This window comes from Mesorhizobium sp. WSM3873, assembly GCF_001672445.1.
Taxonomy (GTDB): Bacteria; Pseudomonadota; Alphaproteobacteria; order Rhizobiales; family Rhizobiaceae; genus Mesorhizobium.
Map to the genome: position 1 here is coordinate 125,939 of NZ_LYTM01000006.1, position 19,734 is coordinate 145,672.

The 19,734-nt window shown below is 64.5% G+C and carries 23 protein-coding genes; 13 read left to right on the forward strand and 10 right to left on the reverse strand.

Features of this window, described 5'->3' with window-relative positions; genetic code table 11:
* The first annotated feature begins 37 nt into the window (after positions 1 to 37).
* Positions 38 to 424, forward strand: a complete 387-nt coding sequence (locus A9K71_RS06035) for a DUF2794 domain-containing protein (protein WP_066991927.1) — start codon at positions 38 to 40, stop codon at positions 422 to 424.
* Here A9K71_RS06035 and A9K71_RS06040 read toward each other — a convergent pair.
* The 4 genes from A9K71_RS06040 to A9K71_RS06055 form a co-directional block, all read right to left on the reverse strand.
* Positions 421 to 999: an N-acetyltransferase family protein gene (locus tag A9K71_RS06040; protein WP_348626978.1), complete on the reverse strand. Its 579-nt coding sequence runs from the start codon at positions 997 to 999 to the stop codon at positions 421 to 423. The two genes, A9K71_RS06035 and A9K71_RS06040, sit on opposite strands and share 4 nt — an antisense overlap.
* A gap of 110 nt (positions 1,000 to 1,109) precedes the next feature.
* Entirely contained in the window at positions 1,110 to 1,850 is a 741-nt protein-coding gene (locus A9K71_RS06045; protein WP_066991772.1) for a Bax inhibitor-1/YccA family protein, read from the reverse strand.
* Positions 1,851 to 2,094: 244 nt separating this feature from the next.
* Positions 2,095 to 4,635: an ABC transporter permease gene (locus A9K71_RS06050; RefSeq protein WP_066991775.1), complete on the reverse strand. Its 2,541-nt coding sequence runs from the start codon at positions 4,633 to 4,635 to the stop codon at positions 2,095 to 2,097.
* Positions 4,635 to 5,333 carry an ABC transporter ATP-binding protein gene (locus A9K71_RS06055; protein ID WP_066991778.1) on the reverse strand — a complete coding sequence of 233 codons (699 nt, stop codon included), beginning with the start codon at positions 5,331 to 5,333 and terminating at the stop codon, positions 4,635 to 4,637. Before A9K71_RS06055 ends, A9K71_RS06050 begins: the two co-directional genes overlap by 1 nt.
* A gap of 84 nt (positions 5,334 to 5,417) precedes the next feature.
* Between A9K71_RS06055 and A9K71_RS06060 the strand changes: the two genes are divergently transcribed.
* Both A9K71_RS06060 and thpR read left to right on the forward strand, forming a co-directional pair.
* Positions 5,418 to 6,059: an arylesterase gene (locus A9K71_RS06060; RefSeq protein ID WP_066991781.1), complete on the forward strand. Its 642-nt coding sequence runs from the start codon at positions 5,418 to 5,420 to the stop codon at positions 6,057 to 6,059.
* Between the two features lie 121 nt (positions 6,060 to 6,180).
* The gene (gene thpR, locus A9K71_RS06065; protein ID WP_066991784.1) at positions 6,181 to 6,777 is read left to right on the forward strand and encodes an RNA 2',3'-cyclic phosphodiesterase; all 597 of its coding nucleotides are present in this window, start codon (positions 6,181 to 6,183) and stop codon (positions 6,775 to 6,777) included.
* Here thpR and A9K71_RS29935 read toward each other — a convergent pair.
* Complete coding sequence (locus A9K71_RS29935; RefSeq protein WP_082980364.1) at positions 6,681 to 7,199, reverse strand: low molecular weight protein-tyrosine-phosphatase; 519 nt, start codon at positions 7,197 to 7,199, stop codon at positions 6,681 to 6,683. The two genes, thpR and A9K71_RS29935, sit on opposite strands and share 97 nt — an antisense overlap.
* 49 nt (positions 7,200 to 7,248) lie before the next feature.
* Between A9K71_RS29935 and A9K71_RS06070 the strand changes: the two genes are divergently transcribed.
* The 4 genes from A9K71_RS06070 to A9K71_RS06080 all read left to right on the forward strand — a co-directional run bounded on the left by A9K71_RS06070 (position 7,249) and on the right by A9K71_RS06080 (position 8,806).
* Positions 7,249 to 7,542 carry a 4a-hydroxytetrahydrobiopterin dehydratase gene (locus A9K71_RS06070; RefSeq protein ID WP_066991930.1) on the forward strand — a complete coding sequence of 98 codons (294 nt, stop codon included), beginning with the start codon at positions 7,249 to 7,251 and terminating at the stop codon, positions 7,540 to 7,542.
* Between the two features lie 129 nt (positions 7,543 to 7,671).
* Entirely contained in the window at positions 7,672 to 8,034 is a 363-nt protein-coding gene (locus A9K71_RS06075; RefSeq protein WP_066991933.1) for a YkvA family protein, read from the forward strand.
* Positions 8,031 to 8,240, forward strand: coding sequence for a hypothetical protein (locus A9K71_RS31190; RefSeq protein WP_127214559.1), 210 nt, complete (start codon positions 8,031 to 8,033; stop codon positions 8,238 to 8,240). The genes A9K71_RS06075 and A9K71_RS31190 overlap by 4 nt, the downstream gene beginning before the upstream one ends.
* Before the next feature lie 59 nt (positions 8,241 to 8,299).
* The gene (locus tag A9K71_RS06080) at positions 8,300 to 8,806 is read left to right on the forward strand and encodes an invasion associated locus B family protein (protein ID WP_066991787.1); all 507 of its coding nucleotides are present in this window, start codon (positions 8,300 to 8,302) and stop codon (positions 8,804 to 8,806) included.
* 98 nt (positions 8,807 to 8,904) lie between these two features.
* Here A9K71_RS06080 and A9K71_RS06085 read toward each other — a convergent pair whose 3' ends face one another.
* Together A9K71_RS06085 and A9K71_RS06090 are read right to left on the reverse strand one after the other, a co-directional pair.
* A complete protein-coding gene (locus A9K71_RS06085) occupies positions 8,905 to 10,251 on the reverse strand; it encodes a chloride channel protein (protein WP_066991790.1) in 1,347 nt (448 codons plus the stop codon).
* 181 nt (positions 10,252 to 10,432) lie between these two features.
* Positions 10,433 to 10,732: a hypothetical protein gene (locus A9K71_RS06090; protein WP_066991794.1), complete on the reverse strand. Its 300-nt coding sequence runs from the start codon at positions 10,730 to 10,732 to the stop codon at positions 10,433 to 10,435.
* A gap of 226 nt (positions 10,733 to 10,958) precedes the next feature.
* Here A9K71_RS06090 and rlmN point away from each other — a divergent pair, with 226 nt between their 5' ends.
* Both rlmN and A9K71_RS06100 read left to right on the forward strand, forming a co-directional pair.
* Positions 10,959 to 12,194, forward strand: a complete 1,236-nt coding sequence (gene rlmN / locus A9K71_RS06095; protein ID WP_066991796.1) for a 23S rRNA (adenine(2503)-C(2))-methyltransferase RlmN — start codon at positions 10,959 to 10,961, stop codon at positions 12,192 to 12,194.
* The gene (locus A9K71_RS06100) at positions 12,191 to 12,658 is read left to right on the forward strand and encodes a hypothetical protein (protein ID WP_066991800.1); all 468 of its coding nucleotides are present in this window, start codon (positions 12,191 to 12,193) and stop codon (positions 12,656 to 12,658) included. The genes rlmN and A9K71_RS06100 overlap by 4 nt, the downstream gene beginning before the upstream one ends.
* A 14-nt stretch (positions 12,659 to 12,672) precedes the next feature.
* Here the strand turns inward: A9K71_RS06100 and A9K71_RS06105 are convergent, their stop codons facing one another.
* Positions 12,673 to 13,314, reverse strand: a complete 642-nt coding sequence (locus A9K71_RS06105) for a LysE family translocator (protein WP_066991805.1) — start codon at positions 13,312 to 13,314, stop codon at positions 12,673 to 12,675.
* Positions 13,315 to 13,494: 180 nt separating this feature from the next.
* On the opposite strand from A9K71_RS06105, the gene A9K71_RS06110 reads away from it, so the two are divergent.
* On the forward strand, positions 13,495 to 14,718 hold the full coding sequence (locus tag A9K71_RS06110; protein ID WP_066991809.1) for an argininosuccinate synthase: 1,224 nt from the start codon (positions 13,495 to 13,497) through the stop codon (positions 14,716 to 14,718).
* A gap of 164 nt (positions 14,719 to 14,882) precedes the next feature.
* The gene (locus A9K71_RS06115) at positions 14,883 to 15,470 is read left to right on the forward strand and encodes a hypothetical protein (RefSeq protein ID WP_245299536.1); all 588 of its coding nucleotides are present in this window, start codon (positions 14,883 to 14,885) and stop codon (positions 15,468 to 15,470) included.
* 113 nt (positions 15,471 to 15,583) lie between these two features.
* On the opposite strand, the gene A9K71_RS06120 is transcribed toward A9K71_RS06115, so the two are convergent.
* Positions 15,584 to 16,381: a lytic transglycosylase domain-containing protein gene (locus A9K71_RS06120; RefSeq protein WP_066991813.1), complete on the reverse strand. Its 798-nt coding sequence runs from the start codon at positions 16,379 to 16,381 to the stop codon at positions 15,584 to 15,586.
* A gap of 461 nt (positions 16,382 to 16,842) precedes the next feature.
* Here A9K71_RS06120 and A9K71_RS06125 point away from each other — a divergent pair, with 461 nt between their 5' ends.
* A complete protein-coding gene (locus A9K71_RS06125; protein WP_066991816.1) occupies positions 16,843 to 17,937 on the forward strand; it encodes a putative zinc-binding metallopeptidase in 1,095 nt (364 codons plus the stop codon).
* Positions 17,938 to 18,001: 64 nt separating this feature from the next.
* Positions 18,002 to 18,607 carry a DUF1236 domain-containing protein gene (locus tag A9K71_RS06130; protein WP_066991818.1) on the forward strand — a complete coding sequence of 202 codons (606 nt, stop codon included), beginning with the start codon at positions 18,002 to 18,004 and terminating at the stop codon, positions 18,605 to 18,607.
* Positions 18,608 to 18,792: 185 nt separating this feature from the next.
* Here the strand turns inward: A9K71_RS06130 and A9K71_RS06135 are convergent, their stop codons facing one another.
* Positions 18,793 to 19,731, reverse strand: a complete 939-nt coding sequence (locus A9K71_RS06135; protein WP_066991826.1) for a tyrosine recombinase XerC — start codon at positions 19,729 to 19,731, stop codon at positions 18,793 to 18,795.
* Positions 19,732 to 19,734 lie beyond the last annotated feature (3 nt).

The window sequence follows — 19,734 nt, forward strand, 5'->3', positions numbered from 1 at the left end:
CCTTGGCCGGCGCAAGATTCAATCGAAGGATCGCGGCATGACCGATCACAGCAGCGGGGCGGAGGATGGGGAAGCATCCGGAATACTGATCCCGCTGCATGAGGCGCGCAGCGCACGCCTCGACCAGCCGGTGCGCTTCGACCGGCGCGAGCTCGACCAGATCCTAAGGCTTTACGGACGCATGGTGGCGGCCAATGAATGGCGCGACTATGCGATCGACCATCTTTCCGATCGCGCTGTCTTTTCGGTCTTCCGCCGCGCCAGCGAAGTGCCGCTGTTCCAGATCGTCAAGGACCCGAAACTGGCGCGCCGACAGGGCGCCTTCGCCGTCATCGCCGCCGGCGGGCGCATCCTCAAGCGCGGCCAGGAACTCGGCCGCGTGCTCGGCGTCTTCGATCCCAAGCTGAAGCTGGTCGAAGCTTAACTATCCAATTTGCCGCGAAATCTCCGCTCCGGCAGTGACTCCGGATCCGGCGGCACTTCCGCGCCGCCGTTGAGCGGCAGCTGCATGAACACGGTGTCCAGCCAGCGCCCATGCTTGTAGCCCGAGCCTTCCAGGCGCCCGGCGTGACGAAAGCCGAGCCTCTCGTGCAGGCGCACCGAGGCGCTGTCGGCATGGCCGTCGCCGATGACCGCGACGATCTGGCGAAAGCCGGCCAGGCGCGCCGCCTCGATGAGCGCCAGCATCAGCAGGCGGCCGATGCCCTGGCCCTTGGCCTCGGGCGCCACATAGACCGAGTCCTCGACGGTGAAGCGATAGGCGGGCCGGGGCCGGAACGGTCCGGCATAGGCGTAGCCGAGCACGACGCCCTCCCTTTCAGCCACAAGATAGGGAAAGCCGCCTCGTGCCAAACTGTCGAATCGATCGCCCATTTCGGCGCGGCTGGGCGGCTCCAGTTCGTAGCTTGCGGTGCCGTGCGTGACCGCGTCCGCATAGATTTCGGTGATTCGGTCGAGGTCGGCCGCAGTAGCGGCTCTGATCGCCAGATTGCCCATAATTTGTGCAGTTCTTCCTGTTGCCTCAATATCAGCAGAGGAGCGCACAAAAGGAAAGGGCGGCCGTTGGGCCGCCCTTTCCGAAGTCTATGGTCCAGCCGGACGGCTACCGTTTAGCGACGGTCGCCCATGAACTGCAGCAGGAACATGAACAGGTTGATGAAGTCGAGATAGAGCTGCAGCGCGCCCATGATCGCCTTGCGGCCGGCGACATCCGCGACGTCACCCTCGAAATACATCTCCTTGATGCGCTGCGTGTCGTAGGCGGTCAGACCCGCGAACACCAGCACGCCGATCGCCGAAATGGCGAAGGCCAGCGCCGACGACGCCAGGAAGATGTTGATGACCATCGCGATCAGCAGGCCGATCACGCCCATGATCAGGAACGAGCCGAACGCGCTCAGGTCGCGCCTGGTCGTGTAGCCGTAGAGTGACAGCCCGCCGAAGGCCGCGGCCGTGGCGAAGAAGGTCTGGGTGATGCTGGTGCCGGTGTAGACGAGGAAGATCGTCGACAGCGACAGGCCGACAAGGCCGGCATAAACCCAGAACGTGGTCTGCGCCGCAGCCACGCTCATCGATTGGATCCTGAAGGACAGGAACATCACGGCAGCGAGAGGCCCCAGGATAACGACCCAGCGGAACGCGCTAGCATAGATGAGCTGGCCGAAGGCGGTGAGCTGGCCGTCGCCGGTGACGGCAAGCTGGAATGCGCCCCAGGCGGCAATGCCTGTGATGAGCAGGCCAAGCCCCATCAGGTTATAAACTTTGATCATATAGGCCCGCAGGCCCTGATCGATATCGACGCGCGCGCCGGAGGCGGCGGACGTCTGGTAGTTGCGAATGGGATCAGCCATTGGAAATCCTCTATTGCTTCTGCCCCGTCCGGTGACAGGTCCTTGGAGCGACCTCCTTGGACCAGGCGCCGCTGGCGGGACTCCAGCATGCCTAGCGCGAAATATGAGCGTTCTCGACCTCAAGAACAAGACGGTAACGAGCGGTAACGCTTCGTGAGAAGGCAAAAGCCCGATTTTCAGCCTTTTCCCGCCGGCATTCTTACCAAGATTTAACGCAGACAGGCCATCCAAGGGCGCTACCGGATCAAAGCTCGCGCAGCACCGGCGCCGCCTTGTGGCCAAGCACCCGCCAGGTGCCGGCAAGGCCGATGCCGACGGTGACGGCGAGCGAGACGAGGATCGTCGCCACCGCAACTTCCGGCATGAAGTGCGACGGCAGCGTCATGATGCGGGCCACCACGAACCATGCCGCGACGCCGCCCGCGGCAAGCGCGAACAGCGCGGTCGCAAGACCGATCAGCACATATTCCAGCGAGAAGGCCGCAATCAGCGTCCTCCTTGTCGCGCCGAGCGTCTTCAGCACCACCGCGTCGTGGATGCGCGCCCGGTTGCCGGCGGCCAAAGCCCCGGAGAGCACCAGCACGGAGGCGATCAGCGCCACGCCGGCTGCGGCGCGGATCGCAGTGCCCAGCTGCGCGACCAGCCGGTTGACGATGTCGAGCGCGTCCTTGACCCTCACCGTCGTCACTGCCGGAAAGGCGCGGGTGACAGCGTTGAGCAGCCGCGCGTCGTCGGCCGTGGTGGCCTTTCTGTCGGTCAGCGTCGCCAGCCAGCCATGCGGCGCGCCGGCGAACGTATTGGGCGAGAAGATCATAACGAAATTGATACCCATGGTTTCCCACTCGACCTGGCGGAAGCTGGCTATTCTTGCCGTCACGTTGCGGCCGAGCACGTTGACCGTGACCGTGTCGCCGAGCTTCAGCCCGATCGCTTTGCCTTCCTCGGCCGAGAACGACACCAGCGGCTCGCCGGAATAGTCCTGCGGCCACCATTTGCCTTCGGTCAGCGTAGCGTTTTCCGGCTGCTTTGCGTCATAGGTCAGCCCGCGGTCGCCGCGCAGCACCCAGGCGCCGTCGGCGGGGACCTTCACCTTGTCGACGTCGATGCCGTTGAGCGCCATGATCCGGCCGCGCAGCATCGGCACCTTGACCAGCATCCCTTGCGGCGCTTCCTTTTCGACCAGGCCGGCAAAGGCATCGACATCGCTGCTCTGGATGTCGACGAAGAAGAAGTTGGGCGCCCGCTCCGGCAGACTGCCGGAGATCTGGCGTCTGAGATTCCCGTCGATCAGCGCCAGCGTCACCAGCAGCGTCAGGCCGAGCCCGAGCGACAGCACCACCGATGGCGTCAGCGCGCCGGGCCGGTGGATATTGCCGAGCGCCAGCCTGAGAGAGACCGAGCGCAGCCGCGGGCTTCGCCGGGCCAGCCATTGGACCAGCGCAGCCACCAGCCGCAGCACCAGGAAGGCAAAGGCGGTGGCGCCGACGAAGATCGAGGCGATGCGCCGATCGTCGGCGAAAAGGATGGCGAGCGCCGCCAGCGCGAGCACGATCGTCAGCGCGGCGCCGACATAGGGCAGGCGCGGCAGGCCGCGGCTTTCGAACCCCATTTCGCGAAACAGCGCCGTTGCCGGCACGTCGCGGGCGCGGCCGAGCGGCAGCAGCGCGAAGGCCAGCGTCACCAAAAGGCCGAAGAGGGCCGCGATCGCAAGCGCGCCGGGATAAAAGCCGCCTTGCGCCGGCACCGGAATGACCGACTGCAGGAGCGCGCTCGCCACGAACGGCATTGCCGCACCCAGGATCAGGCCAAGCACGATGCCGAGGCCGGCAATCAAAAGGATCTGCACGAGATAGATGGTGAAGACGAAGCCCCCGGAGGCGCCGAGGCTCTTGAAGGTGGCGATGACGCCGCGCTTGCCGTCGAGATACGCGCGGACCGCATTCGCCACGCCGACGCCGCCGACCACAAGCGCCGTCAGCCCGACCAGCGTCAGGAACTGCGAGAAGCGCTGGATGTTGGCGGAAAGCGCCGGCGCTGCGTTGCTGCGCGTGCGGATCGACCAGCCGGCCTGCGGAAAATCCTTCGCCGCTTCGGCCTGAATGCCTTTGATGCGCGCCTCGCTCGCGCCATCGGGCAGTCGGATCTTATAGGCGTTCTCGACCAGGCTGCCGGGCTGAACCAGCCCTGACGCGACCAGCCCGTCGTGCGAAATCATCAGCCGCGGCGCGAAGCCGAAACCGTCGGAAATCGCGTCGGGTTCGCTGATCAATCGGGCCCTCAGCTCGAACGTTGCGCCGCCAAGCTTCAAGCGGTCGCCGATATGCAGATTGAGGCGATCGAACAAGAGAGCGGGCGCGGCGGCGCCGAAGATGCCGGCTCTTTCGCCGAACAATTCATTCCTGGGCAGCTGCGGATCGGTCTCCAGCGTGCCGTAAAGCGGATAGGCGTCGTCGACCGCCTTGGCTTCGACCAGCGCCTGGTCGGAGCCGTCCTCGAGCCGCGCCATCGAGCGCATGCCGGAATTCAGCGAGACCGTGCCGAGGCTCTTGATGAAGCCGAGCTCGGCGTCCGAAGCGCTGCGCTGGTTGATCTGGAAGCGCAAGTCGCCGCCGAGCAGCGTCTGGCCCTGGTTGGCTACGCCGGCGGTAATCGCCTGCGCCACCGAATTGACGCCGCCGATCGCCGCGACGCCAAGCGCGATGCAGGCGAGGAAGATCATGAAGCCGGACAGGCCGCCGCGCATTTCGCGCAGCGAAAAGCGGAGGGCCAGCGTCAAAGTCCGCATCAGGCCGGCACCTTAGCCTGTCTTGGCGCGTCCTCGATGCGTCCCGAGCGCATCGACACCTGGCGCGAGCAGCGGCCCGCAAGCGCCGGATCATGCGTGACCAGCACCAGCGTCATGCCGCGCTCGGCCGCCTTGGCGAAGAGGAGGTCGGCGATCTGCTTTCCCGTTGCCTGGTCGAGGTTGCCGGTCGGCTCGTCGGCAATGAGAATGCGCGGCGAAGGCGCCAGGGCCCTGGCGATCGCCACGCGCTGCTGCTCGCCGCCCGAAAGCTCTCCCGGATAGTGCGTCACGCGGTCGCTCAAGCCGACCGCCGCGAGTTCCTGCGCGGCCACCCCGAACGGGTCGTTGTGCCCGGCGAGCTCCAGCGGCACCGCGACATTCTCGAGCGCCGTCATGTTGGGGATGAGGTGGAAGGACTGGAAGACAATGCCGATGTTTCGCCCCCGAAATGAAGCAATCTGGTCCTCGCTTTTGCCGTTGAGCAATTCTCCGGCGATCCGCACCGTGCCCGAATCGACCCTTTCCAGCCCGGCCAGAACCATCAGCAAGGTGGACTTGCCGGATCCCGACGGGCCGACGATCCCGGTGGCTTCGCCGGCGGCCACATCGAGGCTGATGCCCTCCAGCACATGGACGGAGGAGGCGCCCTCGCCGAGCGTCAGCGAGACATCCCTCAATGCGATGACGGCTTCTGTCACAATGAATGCGCCCTATATCGTGGAAGAAGGAGGCAAAAAATGTCTCCTTTGCATGAATCGTGTCGGTCATATGGGGCTCGCCGCATGGCTTTCAAACACTCAGCTGCCGCAGCCCTCACTCTTCTCCTGGTGGTTTGCGGCGCCATTTCGCCGGCGCGCGCCGATACGTTCAATATCGTCGGCTTCGGCGACAGCCTGATGGCGGGGTTCAGCCTTGGTCCCGATGAGGGCTTCACCGATAAATTGCAGGCGGCCTTGAAGGCAAAAGGCCTCGACGTCGCCGTCGGCAATGCCGGGGTTTCCGGCGACACCACAAGCGGCGGCCTTGCGCGGCTCGACTGGTCGGTGCCCGACGGCACCGGGCTCGTCATCCTCGAGCTCGGCGCCAACGACATGCTGCGCGGCGTGTCGCCCGAGATCGCCGAGAAAAATCTCGACGCTATGTTGGCCAAGTTGAAGCAGCGGAACATTCCGGTGCTCCTGGCAGGCATGCTTGCAGCGCCCAATCTGGGCGCCGAGTACCAGAAGGCCTTCGACGCCATCTACCCGAAGCTTGCCGCGAAATACGCCGTTCCGCTCTATCCGTTTTTTCTTGACGGGATCGCCGGCCACCCGGCCATGCAGCTGGAGGACGGTCTTCATCCCAACCCGAAGGGAATAGACGTCATGGTCAAAGGCATTCTACCGGTCGTGGAAAAGGCCATCGCCGCCAAGGGCGGCGCGTGATGGGACCAAAACGCCACGGTTTCCCCAGGGGAAAGCTTGTGGACAACAAACCGCTTGCCCCGCATGGCTATCGATGATTCGCTAGGGGCGAGAGTTTCGATTCGAGGACAGGAGGCTTCCCATGCCACGTCTTTTCACCGCCCTCGAAATTCCGCGTGATGCCGCGCTTTCACTCTCGCTGCTCCGGGGCGGCCTGCCCGGAGCCCGCTGGATCGACGTCGAAAACTATCATCTGACGCTGCGCTTCATCGGCGATGTGGAGGGCCATATCGCCGACGACATCGCCAATGCGCTCGATCGCGTCAACCGTCCCTCCTTCCCCCTGGCGCTCTCCGGCGTGGGCGCTTTCGGCGGCAAGAAGCCGCACGCCGTATGGGCCGGCGTGTCCGCCTCGCCGGACCTGGTGGCGCTGCAGGGCGAGATCGACCGCATCTGCCAGCGGCTCGGCCTGCCGGCCGATCCGCGCAAATTCTCGCCGCATGTGACGCTCGCGCGCCTGCGCAATTCGAGCCCGGCGGACGTCGCGCAATATCTGTCGGCGCGCGGCAACTTTTCCACGCTGCCCTTCCGGGTCGGCCGCTTCGTCTTGATGTCGTCGCGGGATTCGGTCGGCGGCGGCCCCTACATCGTCGAGGAAGCCTGGCCGCTGGTTGGCGCCGATCCGCTCGCTTCCAGCCGCTTCGCCAGCGCCTCCGACGCCTCGCGGATCATGCGATAGACCGAAACGAAGGCCTGCTGGTCTTCGTAGTAAGGGTCCGGCACATCGCGCGCATTTCCGCTGGCAAACTCCAGGAAGAGATGGATGCGGTCGCGCGCGGCCTGCGGCGCCAACGCCTTCAGATCGCGCACATTTGTCCGGTCCATGCCGAGAATCAGGTCGAAGCGCGAGAAATCGTCCAGCGCTATCCTGCGCGCCTTTTGCGCGGAAATGTCGATGCCGTGCCTTGTGGCAACCGCGATCGAACGCGGATCGGGCGCGGAGCCGACCTCCCAGCCGCTGGTCGCGGCCGAATCGAGCAGGATGTCCCGACCTTCCCCGCGCTCGGCCCACACGGCGCGGAAGACGCCTTCGGCCAAGGGCGAGCGGCAGATGTTACCGAGGCAGACGAACAGAATGGATTTTATGGGCTTTGCGCTCATCGATCCGGCGCTATGGTTGGATTACCTCCGAATAGCACGGGAACCCGACATGACCAGGGAAAAACTCAACAAGGAAGCGATCACCGCAGCGCTGGCGGAACTCGAAGGCTGGTCGCTGGCGGCCGACGGCGCCTCCATCAAGCGCAGCTTCGGCTTCAAGAACTTCTCCGAGGCCTTCGCCTTCATGACCCGCGTGGCGCTGGCCGCCGAGAAGATGGACCACCACCCCGATTGGTCGAACGTCTACAAGACCGTCGACGTCACGCTGAACACGCATGACGCCGGCGGCGTCACGGCGCTCGACATCGAACTGGCGAAGCGGATGAACCGCTATTTCGGCTGACGACTGCCGATAAGTCCGATTCCGATTTGCCGGGCTGGTAACGGTGGAGACCTTGCAGGGGGGTGCCGCTTTCACCACATCTTCCGCGGTGGCCGCAACGCAAGCTGGCGCGTGGCCGAGGAGAGATTGATGGCGCAGGAATCCCGTTTCGATTTCTTTGGCTTCGGCGACAGGCTCGCCGGCGAAGGTGAGGTGCGCGAGAAGTTTTGGCGCACCGCCAAGAAGGCTGCCCGGCAGATACCGTTCATGGAGGAGGTGGTCGCCGCCTACTATTGCGCCATGGACAAGGACACGCCGCTGCGCACCAAGGGTACCCTGCTTGCCGCGCTCGGCTATTTCGTGCTGCCGGTGGATTTCATCCCCGACTTCGTGCTCGGTCTCGGGTTCACCGATGACCTTGCCGTGCTCACCGCGGCAATCACCGCCGTCAGCGCCCATATCACCCCGGCGCACCGGCAGGCCGCCAGGGACGCCCTCGCCGACAAAGGTTGATCCTGGCTGACTTTTCGCCACAACGAAACCGCGAAACCGCCCGCGCGAAAAGACAAACTCTTGCCGCTTTCGTGCCCTCCAAGTTCGCGCCGGGACATCGCGACCGCCGCGTGGAAGCGGCGGCGCGAATGGCGGCGGTTTCCTGGGGTGAGTTCCTTTTGTTGGGAAAAATTCACCGTTTGGTAACCCTGATTAAATCAAAATGAAGCGACGGCAGGACGCCATGCGGCCCGCCTCCGCACCATTTCGGAATACGGGAAGAACGATGCGCGGATTGATTGCTACAGTTTCCAGCCTGGTCCTGGCGGCCGCCTTCGCGGCGCCGGCGCTGGCGCAGCAGGCGACCAAGATCGGCCAGCACAACGCCTGGGGCACCTACAGCTATCAGTCGGCAGGCGGCAAGGTCTGTTATGTGCTCACGGTGCCGACCGACAAGCAGCCGCCGAAGCTCGACCATGGCGACATGTTCTTCTTCGTCAGCCAGCGGCCCGGGCAGCAGGTGTCCTATGAGCCGCAGTTCATCGCCGGCTACAACTTCCAGGAAGGCTCCAAGGCCACCGTCACCATCGACAAGAAGTCCTTCTCGATGTTCACCCGCGGCAAATCGGCCTGGGTCGAGAACGCCGCTGAAGAGCCGGTGCTGATCGCCGCCATGAAGACGGGCACCGACATGAAGGTGCAGGCGAAGTCCGGTCGCGGCAACCCGACTTCCTACGTCTTTTCTCTGAAGGGCATCTCGGCCGCGCTGGCCTCGATCGCCAAGTGCAAATAGGCTGAGGCTCCCTTGGCGGAGGATGGCAATATGGAAGTCCGCCTCCCGCAAGTGCTGCCAGGGACAAGCGAATAAGGCGACAGCGCCAAGCTCGCCATTCAGCCTTGCTGCTCGACGGCCCTGCGCCGCCTGATCGCTTCGGCGATGAACACGCGCGACAGCGCGTGATAGAGCGGCTCGTTGGAAATCAGCCGCGCCGTGCCGTAGCCCAGCATCGCCGCGCACATCAGCGCGATGACGTTGTCGTGGTTGCCGGTCATTTCGAGGATGATGACGAAGGCCGTCATCGGCGCCTGCACGACGCCGGCGAAATAGCCGGCCATGCCGAGCAGCGCGGCGAGGCCTGTGCCTGCGCCGAACGCCAGGCCAAGCGTGCTGCCGAGGCCGGCGCCCACCGCCAGCGACGGCGCGAAGATGCCGCCCGGAATGCCCGACACCATCGACAGCACGCCGGCGGCGAATTTTTCCAGGAAGAAGAACGCCGGTAGCGGCGCGCCTTCGACGGCGCCGCGGGCCTGAGCGTAGCCGGTTCCGAAGGTAAGGCCGCCCGAGACGAGACCGATCGCGGCAACCGCCAGGCCGCAGATGCCTGCCACGAGCAGCGCGCGCCACAATGGCTGCAGGCCATTCCAGCGTCGGACGCGTCGCGTGATCTTCAGCGCCAACAGCGAAAACAGCGCGCCGAAGCCGCCGCCGATGACGCCGCAGGCAATCACCAGCGGCCAGTCGGTGGCGAAGGCCACCGTGTCCCTGGCGACGCCGAAATAGGTGTAGTTGCCGAGCAGGCCGAGCGAGGCGAGGCCGGCGAGGATCACCGCCGTCAGCACCAGCCCGTTGGTGCGCGACTCATAGGCGCGACCCATCTCCTCGATGGCGAAGACGATGCCGGCGAGCGGCGTGTTGAAGGCGGCGGCGACGCCGGCAGCCGAGCCGGCCAGGATCAGGCCGCGCGCCTGCGCCATGCCGCCCCAGCGCGCCGCCTGAAGCATGAGCGAGGCGCCGACCTGCACCGTCGGGCCCTCGCGGCCGATCGATCCGCCGCAGGCGAGACCGATGACGGTAAGCGCAACCTTGCCCGCTGCCAGGCGCAGCGAAAGAAGATGGCCGCGATCCTCGTCATCGCGCAGGTGACGGGCAGCGATCGCCTGCGGAATGCCGCTGCCTTGCGATCCCGGAAAGAAGGAATGGGCAAGCCAGGCGCAAATCACGAAGCCCGCGGGCGTCATGACCAGCGGCAGATAAAAGCGCCAGCTGCCGCTATCGCCGCCGGTGACGACGTGGAACAGCGCCTGCGCCCGGTCGGCCAGCATGGCGAACAGCACGCTGATCAACCCGATCGAGATGGCGCCGGCCCAGAACACAAGGCGCGGCTGCCAGACGCGGCGCGACGCCCACATAGCCTGCGAGCGCCGCAGCATCGGGTATCTACGCGATATGCCGGCCATGCCTGTCCTCTGGGTGATGACCCGCCCCTAGCACACTGAGAGGGAGGATCAAGCCTGCGAGGTCAGGTCAGGTCGAGGCGAGCGACGAAAATCGGAGATCGAGGAGCCAGGGCAGGACCGCGGTTTGGATATCCCGCCGGCCTGCGCCGGCGGGCAGCAGGGTTGGCGAGTCCGACCACTCTCACATCGCCATCTTTTCACATTCGGCCTGGGCCTTCTTGGTCGACGTATCGATCATGTAGGCTTTGCCTTTGGCGTCGGTGATTATCATCATGCAATGCTTGATCGGCTTCGCCATCTTCATCATTTCGGCGCTCATCTTGGCGTCAGGCATCATGGTGCCCATATGGCCGTCGGGCATGATCGCCGTCACTTGCCCACCCTTCATCATGGTCATCGTGCCCATCGTATCCTCGGCGAACGCCTGCGAGGCAAAAAGGCTTGCGAGACCGGCGACGGCAACAAGCTTGATCGAATGCATTCCGCGTACTCCCATTTCTGCAAGGGCATAGTCGCCCCTTTCAGGTTCGCGGGTGCGCTTCGCGCTGTTACGCCAACACGAATATGTGATCTCAGCCGGGGCGGGAATAGCGGCACCGGCCGCCTGTGCCGCCGACCATGACTCCGGTCGCAAGCTGTGCTATGCGCGCGTTTCATTTCAGGCACGATGCTGAAATCGGCCGCAAACCGCTTATATTGGCGCAACCATGACCCTTTCATTCGATCTGACCGCCGAAGGCGCTCGCGACGCCTTGCGCGCCCGCGCCACGCCGGCCGAAAAGCCGTCGCTGATCGGCCTGACGCGCGCCGAGCTTGGCGCCGCTCTGGTTGAGGCCGGCATCGTGCCGGAGCGCCAGGCGAAGATGCGCGCCCAGCAGCTCTGGCACTGGATGTATGTGCGCGGGGTCTCCGACTTCGCCCATATGTTCAACATCTCCAAGGATCTGCGCGCCGAGCTCGACAAGCATTTCACCGTCGCGCGGCCCGAGATCGTCGAGGAGCAGATCTCTTCCGACGGCACACGCAAATGGCTGTTTCGCTTTCCGCCGCGCGGCGCCGGCCGTCCGGTCGAGATCGAGACCGTTTATATTCCGGAGGAAGGCCGCGGCACGCTCTGCATCTCCTCGCAGGTCGGCTGCACGCTGACCTGCTCTTTCTGCCACACCGGCACGCAGAAGCTGGTGCGCAACCTGACGACGGAAGAGATCCTGGCGCAGCTGCTTACCGCGCGCGACCGGCTCGGGGACTTCCCCGACCGCGACACGCCGGACGGCGCCATCGTGCCGGCCGAGGGCCGCAAGGTATCCAACATCGTCATGATGGGCATGGGCGAGCCGCTCTACAATTTCGAGGCGGTGAAGAAGGCGCTGCTGATCGCTTCCGACGGCGACGGACTTTCCCTTTCGAAAAGACGCATCACGCTGTCGACCTCGGGCGTCGTGCCGGAGATCGCCCGCACCGGCGAGGAGATCGGCGTCATGCTGGCGATCTCGCTGCATGCCACCAATGACGACCTGCGCGACCTGCTGGTGCCGATCAACAAGAAGTATCCGCTGAAGGAACTGATCGCTGCCTGCCGCGCCTATCCGGGTCTCTCCAACGCCCGCCGCATCACCTTCGAATATGTGATGCTGAAGGACGTCAACGATTCCCTCGAGGACGCCAAGGCGCTGGTCAAGCTGCTCAAGGGCATTCCGGCCAAGATCAACTTGATCCCGTTCAACCCGTGGCCCGGCACCAACTATCAGTGCTCGGACTGGGAGACGATCGAGAAGTTCGCCGATTACGTCAACAATGCCGGCTATGCCTCACCGATCCGCACGCCGCGTGGCCGCGACATCCTCGCCGCCTGCGGCCAGCTCAAGTCGGAATCGGAACGCATGCGCAAGGTCGACCGGCTGGCGCTTGAAGCGATGATGATCGCGGGGCACGGCGAGGCGTGAGGCGTATCATCGCCTATCTCGTCCGCTTCGCCGCCATCCTGATCGGCTATGTCATCGCCTCGCTGGCGGCGAGCGCCTTTCTCAACGTGCTGTTCCTCGGCTATTTCGGCTATGCGCCGGAGCCCGGACATCAGACGATCGCGCCCGCGCTCTATTTTTCGGTGCCTTTCCTGGCACTGTTCGTCGCCTATTTCGGCTTCATGCCGGCGGCGATCGTCATCCTGATCGCCGAAGTGCTCGGCCGCCGCGACTGGCTGTTCTATGCGCTGGGCGGCGCCGTGATCGCCGTCGTCTTCCTCGGCTTCGCGCATAACATCGGCGACGGCGATTTCGATGTCGCCGACAACAATGTCAGGCTCGCGCTGATCGGCAGCGGCATGGTCGGCGGCATCTTCTATTGGCTCTCCGCCGGCCGCTGGGCCGGCAGTTGGCGCCGCGAGGCGCTGCCCGATCTGGAGCCCTGAGCTCGGCGCGGGCTCTACTTCGCCTGTGCCGTCAGGATCTTGAGCGCGAAGGCCGAGAACACGCCGCCGAACAGATAGTCGACCACGCGCGTGACGCGCGGGCTCGCCTTCATCGCCGCCGCGAATTTCTCCGCCGCGAGCACCATCGGCGCCGTCACCGGAATCGACAGCACGATGAACGTGACGCCGAGGAAGAACAGCTTGCCGGGCGCGTACGGGTCATGCGCGGAGACGAATTGCGGCAGGAACGTCATGAAGAACAGGATGATCTTCGGGTTGAGGAGATTGACCCCGAGCCCGGCCGCCCAGCTGCGGAACAGCGAGATTTGCGGTCCCGTCTTCTTCTCCGGCGAAAAGGCCGAGCCTTTGGTCACCGCCTGCCAGGCTAAAAACACCAGATAGCCGGCGCCGAAAATCTTCAGCGCAAAGAAGGCCATGGGAGAGGCCACGATCAGCGCCGAGACGCCGACCACCACCAGCGTGGTGTGGACCAACGTGCCGCATAGCGCGCCTGCCATCGAGGCGAAGCCGGTGGCTCGGCCCTGGCTCAGCGTGCGCGACACGAACAGCGTCATGTCCGGTCCCGGCGTGATCGCCAGGATGAGCGTGGCGATGGCGAACTGGATGAGCGTCGAAGTGTCGGGAATGAAGGACATGGGTCGCCTCGGAGTGGATCGCGCAGCTCTATAACGCGGCGATTTTTGCGTCGCCAGCGTCTGTTCAGGCAAACATCTGGCCCAGCCTGTGCCACCGGCGGGCATCTGTTCGTCTCTTGCGCCGCCCGGAAGGGCCGTGATACCTCGCCCGCGAAGCCATCTTCCCGCGGAACCGCCAAAATGTCCAAGACCAAAGACGTCAAGAAAGTCGTGCTCGCCTATTCCGGCGGCCTCGACACCTCCATCATCCTGAAATGGCTGCAGACCGAGCTCGGCGCCGAAGTCGTCACCTTCACCGCCGATCTCGGCCAGGGCGGCGAGCTGGAGCCGGCGCGCCGCAAGGCCGAGATGATGGGCATCAAGGACATCCGCATCGTCGACGTGCGCGAGGAATTCGTTTCGGACTTCGTCTTCCCGATGTTCCGCGCCAACGCCGTCTATGAAGGCACATATCTGCTCGGCACTTCGATCGCCCGGCCGCTGATCTCCAAGCATCTGGTCGAGATCGCCAAAGAAACAGGTGCCGACGCCATCGCGCATGGCGCCACCGGCAAGGGCAATGACCAGGTCCGCTTCGAACTTTCGGCTTACGCGCTGAACCCCGACATCAAGGTCATCGCGCCATGGCGGGACTGGTCGTTCAAGTCGCGCACCGATCTCATCAACTTCGCCGAGCAGCATCAGATCCCGGTGCCGAAAGACAAGCGCGGCGATGCGCCGTTCTCGGTCGACGCCAACCTTTTGCATTCCTCCTCGGAAGGCAAGGTGCTCGAGGATCCGTGGAGCGAGCCGCCGGAATTCGTCCACCAGCGCACCGTCTCGCCGATGGACGCGCCGGACGTCGTCACCGAGATCGAGATCGAGTTCCTGAAGGGCGATCCGATTGCGCTCAACGGCAAGAAGCTGTCGCCGGCGACCATGCTGGCCACGCTTAACGACCTCGGCCGCGACAACGGCATCGGCCGCCTCGACCTTGTCGAAAACCGTTTCGTCGGCATGAAGTCGCGCGGCGTCTACGAGACCCCCGGCGGCACCATCCTGATCGCTGCCCACCGGGCGATCGAATCGATCACGCTCGACCGCGGTGCCGCGCACCTCAAGGACGAGTTCATGCCGCGCTACGCCGAGCTGATCTACAACGGCTTCTGGTTCTCGCCCGAGCGCGTGATGCTGCAGGCGATGATCGACAAGAGCCAGGAAGACGTCGAAGGCACGGTGCGGCTGAAGCTCTACAAGGGCAATGTCATCGTCACCGGCCGCAAGTCGAAGAAGACGCTCTATTCCGACGCGTTGGTCACCTTCGAGGACGACCGCGGCGCCTACGACCAGAAGGACGCCGCCGGCTTCATCCGTCTCAATGCGCTGCGGTTGCGGACGCTGGCGGCAAGGAACCGCGAAGGCTGATATCCGAACGTCGAAAGTTGAGATAAGCGGGAAAAACCCGGCGGAGACGTCGGGTTTTATTTCGCGTATCTAATCTAAGAAAGTTCAGACCACTTCAGAGAACTATCGTTTGACCTTTCCGCCGCTCCAATTAAGTTCGCCAGCGGGATGCGGAGGTTTTGACAGTGAAAAGTAGTATTTCTCTTCTGGTCGCAACGGCGTTGACCTTGATGACGTGCGGGTCCTCGCAAGCAGCCACGAAGCAGGCGCCTGCGGCTAGTTTGGACGGGTGCATCTCCGCTGTCCATCTATGGAGCATCACGTTCAAGCACGAAATCGCCTCCTTCATGGGCGTCGCGCAGGAGCGCATGCCGGCCTTGTTCTGCCAGCGCATAGCCGAGGGGATACGCAGCGGCCGCATCAGCTACTCCGACATAAACAGGCTGCAGCTCGACCAACCGACCGAAATCTGGTTGGTCATCAAGGGCAAGTCCAAGGCGGCTGCTGCGGCCACAACGGCGCCGCGGAACTCTAAATTCCGTACCTGCTCAAATGTTATCACCGGCTCCTTCGAGGTTGCCGCTTCCGAGAAATGCCCCTTAGGCGGCAGCTACTCGCAAGCTGCCGGAGTCCCGACGGTGATCGAGGACAGGCCAAAGGCGGCTCCTTCAGCGCCGCGGAACCCCAAATTCCGTACCTGCAACGGCACTACCGGTACCTTCCAGATTCCCGTTTCCCGGAAATGTCCATTGAGCGGCTACGCGAATGATTGAGAGTTAGGTGATGAGATCGAACCTGGTCGTTCCCGGTGGTTGGGTTTTGATCCTTGCTCCGTAACAAAAAGCCCGGCGCAGGCCGGGCTTCTCCTCGGAATGGAGATATTGCATCAGTTGGCGTCGATCGCCTCGGCGATGCGGGCGATGGCCTGCTGATAGACGCTTGCCGAATTCCAGCCGGCGATGGCGCCCATATTCGCCTCATATCCCGCGCCGGCCTGCCAGCCATGGGCTTTGAGGAAGTTGGCGGTGGAAGCCAGCGCCGTGTTCCTGTCGCGCAGATTTCCGTTGCCGACGCCATACTTCAGAACATTTCCGGGCAGGAACTGCGTATGGCCGATCTCGCCATGCATGGCGCCGACCGAGGAGGCGGTCAGCGCGCCGCGATCGACCAGCTTCAGGGCGGCGATGGCATGGGGGGTGAAATAGTCCGGGCGGCGGCAATCATAGGCCAGCGTCAGAATGGCGGAGACCGTGTTCTGGTTGCCCATCGACGCGCCGAAGCCGGTCTCCATGCCCCAGATCGCGAGCAGGACGCCCGGCGGCACGCCGTAAGTCTGTTCGATCCTGTCGAACATCGCCGCGTTCTGCTTCTTCAACGCACGGCCCTTGGAAATGATCGCGGCCCCGCCACGACGCTGCATGAACGCTTCAACCGAGCCGCTGAAAGCCTTGTGGATCGCGCGGTCGGCAGCGATCGTCCTTGTCGCGTAAGTCGCGCCGGCCAACGCGGACAGACCCCTCTGGCCCACGCCCTCGGCTTGTGCTTCCGCGGCAAATTGCTGTTTCCATGCGTCGAAGCCGGCGCCGTTCTTGCCGCAGCTGGCCGCGGCCTGCGCGCCTGTCGCCAGCCCGAAAGCCGCCACAACGGCGGCCATGAAAATCCTTCCCTTGGCAAAAAATGCCATATCGTTCTCCTGGTTGCCTGAATCACGTCCCGGCTGCAAATCTGCCAGTGAAGCGCCCGGTTGTCACCGCCCGCGCGGGCTGCGCGGCGCTTGAAGCTGGCGAATGCCGGGGAATTTGCCCACGATCAAGCATAAATTATGGCGCAAGGATTTATTGTGGCGTGTCTTGAGGGAAGACGTCGATATTGTGATCATTGGCGCAGGCTCGGCTATGCGGCTGCCCATCCCGGCAGTTCCGAAGCGCGCGCCACACTGTTGCAGGCGGTGGCGGAGAAGATCTTCTTCGCCGGCGAGCATGTCGCCGGACCGCTCATCCAGACGTGTTGCGGTGCGACATTGTCAGGCGAAAGCGTGGCGGGGCGTCGCCCTGCTCGCGACGAAATAGAAACGGAACGACGGCCGGCGACGGGCGTTTGGGCGTTGCCCAACTTCGTTGACCTTTTCCCGCGGTTCGATGACCGATGAAGCTGTTCGACTGCCCTCATTGCGGCCACCGTCTCTATTTCGAGAACGCGCAATGCCTGAATTGTTCAAGCCTGGTGCTTTATGATCCGGAGCGGGCGTGTTTCGTGCTTTCCGGCGGCGACGCCGTTCCATGCGGAAATGCCGACGAGTGCGCCTGCAACTGGCGTGCCGAGCCGGGCAGGATTTTCTGCCAAGCTTGCGCGCTCAACCAATTGATCCCCGACCTATCGGTGGACGGCAACCGCCGGCGCTGGATCCGCGTCGAGGCGGCCAAGAAACGCGCCGTTTATTCGCTGCTTGCCTTCGGCCTGCCGGTCGCGCCCAAGGCCGGACCGCAGGACGAGGCCGGGCTCGCTTTCGACTTCCTCGCCGATCCGATCGGCGGCGGACCAGGCGGCGAGCGCATCCTGACCGGCCACGACAACGGCAGGATCACCCTCAACGTCGCCGAGGCCGATTCCGCCGAGCGCGAGCGGCGGCGCGTCGAGATGGGCGAGAACTACCGCACCTTGCTCGGCCACTTCCGCCACGAGCTCGGCCACTACTACTGGGATCGGCTGATCCGCGACGATCCCGAGCGACTTTCGGGCTTTCGCGCTCTGTTCGGCGACGAGCGGGTCGACTACGAGCAAGCCCTGAAGGCACACTACGCCAACGGCGCGCCGCCGGACTGGGAGCAGCGCCACATCTCGGCCTATGCGGCGTCCCACCCCTGGGAAGACTGGGCCGAGACCTGGGCGCACCACCTGCACATCACCGACACGCTGGAGATGGTGCATGCGCTGAATTTTCCGCTCGGCCGGCTGGAGACAGTGGAAGCCAACGACCTGCCGCCTAGCGATACAGGGGGAGATCCGCTTCGGGAGCCCGCCGAACCCGATCCGGCGCCGGAACCGTTCGAAAGGATCCTCGCCCGCTGGCTGGTGCTGTCGGAGGCCTCCAATTCGATCAACCGCTGCATGGGTCTGCCCGACCTTTATCCCTTCGTCATTTCGGAGGTGACGGCGCAAAAACTGGCCTTCGTTCACCAGCTTTTGACCGACTTGCCCAAAACAAATGGAACAATTCGTGAGCAGGCGACGGCACTTTAGCCGGAACGCATAAGGTTCTGGTTCGTTTTCGAGCCCGAGGGAGCGTTGAGAACGGAGAGAAATCATGAAAAGTCTATTGTTTCCGGCACTTGCCGGTGCGCTGCTTGCCATGTCGGGCGCGGCGCTTGCCGACACGCCCGTCTCGGCAGTGACGGATCTGAATGTCCGCGCCGGCCCCGGCCCGCAATATCCCGTTATCGGCGTGCTGGCTGCCGGCCAGTCGGCGACGCTCAGAGGCTGCATCGAAGGCAGCAAATGGTGCACCATCGCCGAAGCCGGCGGCAAAGGTTGGGTCTATTCCGACTATGTGACTGCCGAATTCGGCGGCAGCCGTGTTGTCGTGACGCGCCGGCCGGCCGACGCCGGCATTGCCGTCGTGGCTCCGCCGACCGATGATATCTACACCACTGACACCTACACGGGCGCCATCGTTTCCGGCGACGATGCCATCGAGCCGATCGCCAGGCCGCCGGCCGAGGTCGGCACCTATGTCACCACGCACCGGGTCGAACCGGTCTATCTCGAGGGCGAAGTGGTGACCGGCGCGGTGCTGCCCGACACGGTCGAGCTGCGCGAGATCCCGGATTACAACTACCGCTATGTCTATGTGAACAACCAGCCGGCGCTGGTCGATCCGGGCACGCGGCGCATCGTCTATGTGATGCGCTGACCTAGGGTATTCGAGAGGCGGCCGTCGGGAAACGGGCGGCCGACTTTCGAAGAATGTCAAGGTTGGGTCAGGCTACCTGCAGCTGCTCGACAGCCGCCGGTTTCGACCTGCAGCACGATTTCAGGGTTCACTCCGCTCGTTGCTCCGCCTTGGCACGAGGAAGCGGGGCGGCTTCGCCAAACGCTTCACGCCCTTGGATGCGCCCGGTCGTAGATGTCGAGCAGCCTTGCCGTATCGACGCCGGTATAGACCTGGGTGGTCGACAGGCTGGCATGGCCGAGCAGTTCCTGGATGGTGCGCAGGTCGCCGCCACGGCCGAGCAGATGCGTGGCGAAGGAATGGCGCAAGGCATGCGGCGTTGCGGTTTCCGGCAGGTTGAGGGCCGAGCGCAGCTTCGCCATCTCGCGCTGGACGATGGCCGGATTGAGCGGGCCGCCGCGAGCGCCGCGGAACAGCAGCTCTTTCGGATCGATGTGGAAGGGACACAGCCGCCGGTATTCGGCGACCGCCCTGAGCGCCACCGGCAGCACCGGCACCAGCCTTGTCTTGCCGCCCTTGCCGGTGATGCGCAGGACCGTGTCAGCCTCAGTGGCGAGATCGGCCCCGGCCAAGCCCAGCGCTTCCGAGATGCGCAGGCCGGAGCCGTAGAGCAGCGTCAGCACGGCGGCGTTGCGGGCGGCGATCCAGGGTTCCTCCGCCAGTTGGCCCTCGACAGTCACGACCTGCTTGGCATCGCTCGCCGTCAGCGGTTTCGGTAGCGATTTCGGCTGGCGCGGCGCGCGCAGCGCGGCCGCACCCGCCGCGTTGACGAGACCGCGCTTTTCGAGAAAGCGCAGCAGCGAACGGATTCCGGCCAAGCCGCGGCCGAGCGTGCGGGCGCCGGCGCCGCTGTTGCGGCGCGCGGCGAGGAAGCCGCGCAGGTCGGCCGGCCGCAGGTCGGCGATATCGGAGATGCCGGGCGGGCCGCCGCAATGCCCGGTCAGAAAATGCAGGAACTGGCGCGTGTCGCGCTCATAGGCTTCGACCGTTTCGGGCGACAGCCGGCGCTCCCGCGCCAGCATCTTGAGCCAGCTCTCGCGCGCCGCCTGGAGGTCGGGTTTTGCCGGGATTAGGAATTCCTGCATGCC

What these genes read in the sequence shown, in the direction of transcription:
- rlmN (WP_066991796.1), top strand. Translation starts at nt 10,959, where the DNA reads ATGACCCTTTCATTCGATCTGACCGCCGAAGGCGCTCGCGACGCCTTG.
- A9K71_RS06110 (WP_066991809.1), top strand. Translation starts at nt 13,495, where the DNA reads ATGTCCAAGACCAAAGACGTCAAGAAAGTCGTGCTCGCCTATTCCGGC.
- A9K71_RS06060 (WP_066991781.1), top strand. Translation starts at nt 5,418, where the DNA reads ATGGCTTTCAAACACTCAGCTGCCGCAGCCCTCACTCTTCTCCTGGTG.
- A9K71_RS06105 (WP_066991805.1), bottom strand. Translation starts at nt 13,314, where the DNA reads ATGTCCTTCATTCCCGACACTTCGACGCTCATCCAGTTCGCCATCGCC.
- A9K71_RS06085 (WP_066991790.1), bottom strand. Translation starts at nt 10,251, where the DNA reads ATGGCCGGCATATCGCGTAGATACCCGATGCTGCGGCGCTCGCAGGCT.
- A9K71_RS06120 (WP_066991813.1), bottom strand. Translation starts at nt 16,381, where the DNA reads ATGGCATTTTTTGCCAAGGGAAGGATTTTCATGGCCGCCGTTGTGGCG.
- A9K71_RS06090 (WP_066991794.1), bottom strand. Translation starts at nt 10,732, where the DNA reads ATGCATTCGATCAAGCTTGTTGCCGTCGCCGGTCTCGCAAGCCTTTTT.
- A9K71_RS06035 (WP_066991927.1), top strand. Translation starts at nt 38, where the DNA reads ATGACCGATCACAGCAGCGGGGCGGAGGATGGGGAAGCATCCGGAATA.
- A9K71_RS06050 (WP_066991775.1), bottom strand. Translation starts at nt 4,635, where the DNA reads ATGCGGACTTTGACGCTGGCCCTCCGCTTTTCGCTGCGCGAAATGCGC.
- A9K71_RS06045 (WP_066991772.1), bottom strand. Translation starts at nt 1,850, where the DNA reads ATGGCTGATCCCATTCGCAACTACCAGACGTCCGCCGCCTCCGGCGCG.
- A9K71_RS29935 (WP_082980364.1), bottom strand. Translation starts at nt 7,199, where the DNA reads ATGAGCGCAAAGCCCATAAAATCCATTCTGTTCGTCTGCCTCGGTAAC.
- A9K71_RS06075 (WP_066991933.1), top strand. Translation starts at nt 7,672, where the DNA reads ATGGCGCAGGAATCCCGTTTCGATTTCTTTGGCTTCGGCGACAGGCTC.
- A9K71_RS06125 (WP_066991816.1), top strand. Translation starts at nt 16,843, where the DNA reads ATGAAGCTGTTCGACTGCCCTCATTGCGGCCACCGTCTCTATTTCGAG.
- A9K71_RS06070 (WP_066991930.1), top strand. Translation starts at nt 7,249, where the DNA reads ATGACCAGGGAAAAACTCAACAAGGAAGCGATCACCGCAGCGCTGGCG.
- A9K71_RS06130 (WP_066991818.1), top strand. Translation starts at nt 18,002, where the DNA reads ATGAAAAGTCTATTGTTTCCGGCACTTGCCGGTGCGCTGCTTGCCATG.
- thpR (WP_066991784.1), top strand. Translation starts at nt 6,181, where the DNA reads ATGCCACGTCTTTTCACCGCCCTCGAAATTCCGCGTGATGCCGCGCTT.
- A9K71_RS06135 (WP_066991826.1), bottom strand. Translation starts at nt 19,731, where the DNA reads ATGCAGGAATTCCTAATCCCGGCAAAACCCGACCTCCAGGCGGCGCGC.
- A9K71_RS06080 (WP_066991787.1), top strand. Translation starts at nt 8,300, where the DNA reads ATGCGCGGATTGATTGCTACAGTTTCCAGCCTGGTCCTGGCGGCCGCC.